Origin of the sequence: Burkholderia sp. Cy-637 (genome assembly GCF_011753175.1) — a bacterium.
GTDB classification, from domain to species: Bacteria; Pseudomonadota; Gammaproteobacteria; order Burkholderiales; family Burkholderiaceae; genus Burkholderia; species Burkholderia gladioli.
The window spans coordinates 1-3,820 of record NZ_VWWC01000305.1 but is presented as its reverse complement, the minus strand read 5'-3'; the positions used below and the strand labels follow the sequence as shown (position 1 = coordinate 3,820).

Below are 3,820 nucleotides of genomic sequence, written 5' to 3'. Positions count from 1 at the left end.
GATGCGCGCGCCGCGCACCGGCGCGTGATGGTCGGTCTCCTGCACCAACTGGCCGCCCGGCGCGCTGGCGAAACCGGGCAGGTGGCCCGCCGCGTATTCCTCGGGCGTGCGCACGTCGAGCCGGTAGACGGTGCGGCGCCCGCCCTCGGCCAGGGCCGCCACCTCGGCCGCCGCGATGCGCGGCACGCCGGCCTTCGCGGCCACCTCGCGGGCGCTGCGGCGGGCAGCCTCGCGATGCGCGTCCGAGATGGCATCGGGGAAGCGTTTCGCCGCGCCATGGTCGAGCGTCTGCCCGGCCAGCAGCCAGCCGATGGTGCCGTTGCGCAGCGCCGCCACCGGGTTCGGCAGCCCCGCGTTGACCAGCGACTGGGTGCCGATGATGCTGCGCGTGCGCCCCGCGCAATTGACGATCACGCGCGTGGCCGGATCGGGCGCGAGCTCGCGCACGCGCAGCACCAGCTCGGCGCCGGGCACGCTGGTCGCGGTCGGGATGCTCATGGTCTGGTATTCGTCGAAGCGGCGCGCGTCGACGATCACCACGTCGGCGCGCGCGTCGATCAGCGCCTGCACTTCGGGCGCCGACAGCGAGGGCGTGTGGCGCTCGGCCTCGACATACTCGCCGAAGGACTTGCTCGGCACGTTGACGTCGATGAACAGCTCGCCGCCGGCCGCGCGCCAGGCGTCCAGGCCGCCGTCGAGCAGATGCACGCGCGTGTAGCCGAGCGCGGCCAGCACGCGCGCGCCGCGCGGCGCGAGATCCTCGCCCAGCGCCTCGCCGTACAGCACGATCGTGGTGTCGCGGCGCGGGATGCGCGTCCAGGCCTCGAGCTCGAGCTTGGACAGCGAGAGGTTGGCGGCCCACAGCGGATGGCCGTGCGCGTAAGGGTCCTCCTCGCGCAGGTCGACCAGGGCGATCTCCTCGCGCGCGAGCAGCGCGGCGCGCACCTCGGCGACGGACAGGCGGGGAAACTCGACGGGAACGGCGGAGGAATCGACGGAAGAAGCAGGCACGGTGTTCATCGACAAGAAGAAAGGGAAAGGAACGATGGAATCGGAATCCGGATGACGCCCGGCTCAGTGGCTCACGGCCTGCGCCGGCAGCGTGTAGCCGGAAATGAACAGCTTGCGCGTGCCGTCCTCGCGATAGACCGAGCGCTCGACCGCGCCGATGTCGGCACCATACACGTGGATGCTGATCGAGACGCGATCCGCGTAGACGTTGCTGACGCGATGGATGTCGCCGAGCGCGGGCGAGACCGCCTCGACCTGCCCCGGCGCGAGCCGCACCGGCTCGCCCTCGGGCAGCGGCCGGCCATCGGCGGCCAGCGCATAGGGCTGCGAATCCTCCGCGCCGCGCAGCATGCCGATCAAGCCCCAGACGGTGTGATCGTGGATCGGCGTGGTCTGCCCCGGGCCCCACACGAAGCTGACCACCGAGAAGCGCGCCGCGGGGTCGCGATGCAGCAGGAACTGCTGGTAGCGCTCCGGGTCGGGTTGGGCGAAGTTGTCGGGCAGCCAGTCGTCGCGGGCCACCAGGTCGGCCAGCAGCGCGCCGCCGTCACGGACCACGCGCGCCTCGTCGGGCCGCGTGTCGATCAGCCGCGAGAACGCGGCGACGAACTCGGCCAGCGGGGGCGCGGCACGCTGCGCGTCTTCCGCGAGCGACTGATGCAAGGAAAACGAACTCATCGGGGACCTCTTGGAATATGATTCTGGCTTATAACCCTGATCGGATTGCATGCAAAAGTAACATGAAAATCGGCGATATCGATGCATTCGCGGCCGTGATCCGCTGCCAGTCCCTGAGCCAGGCCGCGCACGAGCTCGGCATCACGCAGCCGGCCATCACGCGGCGCGTGCAGAACCTCGAGGAAGCGCTCGGCGTCGAGCTGCTCGACCGCAACACCAAGCCGCCGCGCCCCACCGACCTCGGCCGCCGCGTGCACGACCAATGCCGCGCGGTGCTGCGCGAGGTGGAGGCGCTGCGCGAGATGGTGCGCGCCACCCAGCCGCCGGCCGGCGCGTTCCGGCTCGGCATCACGCACGGCATCGGCGAGCTGATGCTGCCTGAATTGATCGCGATGCTGCGCGAGCGCTGGCCCTCGGTGGCGCCGCGCGTCGAGGCCGGCTGGGCCGGCGCGCTGCTCGACAAGCTCTCGCTGGGCGAGCTCGACGCCGCGCTGGTGTTCGTGGCGCGCGACACCGCCTTGCCGTCGCACGTGACGGGCGAGCGCCTGGCCGCCACGCGCCTGGCCGTGGTGGCCGCGCGCGGCGCCTGCCCGAAGCGCAGCTACCGGCTCGCCGAGCTGCACGCGCGCGGCTGGGTGCTCAATCCCGACGGCTGCGGCTTTCGCGCCAGCCTGAAGCGCGCGCTCGACGCGCAGCGGCTGCCGCTCGCGGTCACGCTCGACGCCTTCGGCCGCGACGTGCAGCTGCAAAGCGTGGCGAACGGCTTCGGGCTCGGCCTGGTACCGCTGCCGCTGGTCGAGGCGAGCCCGCTGCGCGCGGCGCTGGAGATCGTCAACGTCAGCGACTTCCGGCCGCCGATCGATCTGTGGCTGGCGCAGCGCGACGGCGTCGAGCGGCTCGCCGCACCGGCGCGCGCGGTGGGCGAGGCGGCGCGCGAGCAGTTCGAGGCGCTCGGCGCGGCCGACCTGGCCGCCTGAGCGACTGCGGGCGACGCGACTTCGGGCCGGCCGCCTCGTTGCGTGGCTCGCGACGCGGCTCACGTCGTTCGTCCTCGCTGCTTCCCCCGCTTCAGCGCCGCATCCGATTCCCTCGCCAGCGACCCTCAAGCCGCGTCGCGCGACGCGATCTCCGCGGCCGCCGCGCGCCCCGCCGCGACCAGGATCGCGTCGTTCTGCGGGGTATGGATCCGGCTGCACAGCACGTCGCGATGATGGCGCTCCAGCGGATGACGACGGCTCAGCCCGTGATTGCCCGACAACTGCAGCGCCAGCTCGGTGACGCGGATCGCATGGTTCGTCACCGTGTACTTGACCAGGCCGGCGCTCACCACGTCGGGCGGCGCGCCCGCGTCGGCGCGCTCGGTCAGCTCGTCGAGCAGCACGCGATTGGCCAGCAGCAGCGCCTCGATCTCGCCTAGCGTCTCCTGCACGCGCGGCAGCGTCGCCAGCGGCGCGCCCAGGCTGGCCGGCGCGCGCGTGTTGACGAAACCCAGCAGCCAGTCGCGCGCGGCACGCGCCACCGCATCGTAGAGGCCGCCGAGCAGCGCGATCATCCAGGCCTGCTGGTCGGCCTGCGCGCCGCTATCGGCCTGGGCCGCGCCCGAGGGCAGCCAGTCGGCCGGCGCGCGCAGGTCGGCGGCATGCTCGAAGGGAATCCAGGCCTCGTCGAACACCACCTCGTGGCTGCCCGAGGCGCGCAACCCCAGGTGGTTCCAGCTCTCGATCACGCGAATCGCCTCCCCGCCTTCGCGCCGCTGCGCCTCGCGCGGCACCAGGAACACGCCCACGCGCGGCTCGGCTTCGTCGGTGCGCGCCCACACCGCCAGCCAGCGCAGCGCCGGAACGCCGGTGCTGTAGATCTTGTGCCCCGACAGGCGCCAGCCGTCGCCGTCGCGGCGCGCGACGGTGGCCGGCAAGCCGCCGCGCGAGGGCGAGCCCAATTCGGGTTCGACGCGCAGCGCGTTGATCAGCGCGCCCTGCTCCACCGCGCTGGCATAAACCCGCCGCCGCAGCGCCTCGGGCCAGCGGCTGTCCTCGCGCACCAGCGCGCGGTGCTGCAGATAGGTCATGGTCAGCACCAGGGCGGTGGCCGCGTCGGCGCGCGCGATGCCAGCCACGATGCGGCGCGCGCA

4 protein-coding genes are annotated in these 3,820 nt (G+C 72.9%); 1 reads left to right on the top strand and 3 read right to left on the bottom strand.

Features of this window, described 5'->3' with window-relative positions; translation table 11 throughout:
* Both F3J10_RS34710 and F3J10_RS34705 read right to left on the bottom strand, forming a co-directional pair.
* On the bottom strand, window positions 1-1,020 hold a 1,020-nt coding region (locus tag F3J10_RS34710), incomplete at its 3' end, for a rhodanese-like domain-containing protein (RefSeq protein ID WP_275691723.1).
* Between the two features lie 54 nt (window positions 1,021-1,074).
* Entirely contained in the window at window positions 1,075-1,689 is a 615-nt protein-coding gene (locus F3J10_RS34705) for a cysteine dioxygenase (protein WP_025097533.1), read from the bottom strand.
* A gap of 62 nt (window positions 1,690-1,751) precedes the next feature.
* On the opposite strand from F3J10_RS34705, the gene F3J10_RS34700 reads away from it, so the two are divergent.
* The gene (locus F3J10_RS34700) at window positions 1,752-2,666 is read left to right on the top strand and encodes a LysR family transcriptional regulator (RefSeq protein WP_167243967.1); all 915 of its coding nucleotides are present in this window, start codon (window positions 1,752-1,754) and stop codon (window positions 2,664-2,666) included.
* 125 nt (window positions 2,667-2,791) lie between these two features.
* Here F3J10_RS34700 and F3J10_RS34695 read toward each other — a convergent pair.
* Window positions 2,792-3,820: acyl-CoA dehydrogenase family protein (locus F3J10_RS34695; protein ID WP_167243966.1), on the bottom strand; the 1,029-nt coding region annotated here is incomplete at its 5' end.

What these genes read in the sequence shown, in the direction of transcription:
- F3J10_RS34705 (WP_025097533.1), bottom strand. Translation starts at nt 1,689, where the DNA reads ATGAGTTCGTTTTCCTTGCATCAGTCGCTCGCGGAAGACGCGCAGCGT.
- F3J10_RS34700 (WP_167243967.1), top strand. Translation starts at nt 1,752, where the DNA reads ATGAAAATCGGCGATATCGATGCATTCGCGGCCGTGATCCGCTGCCAG.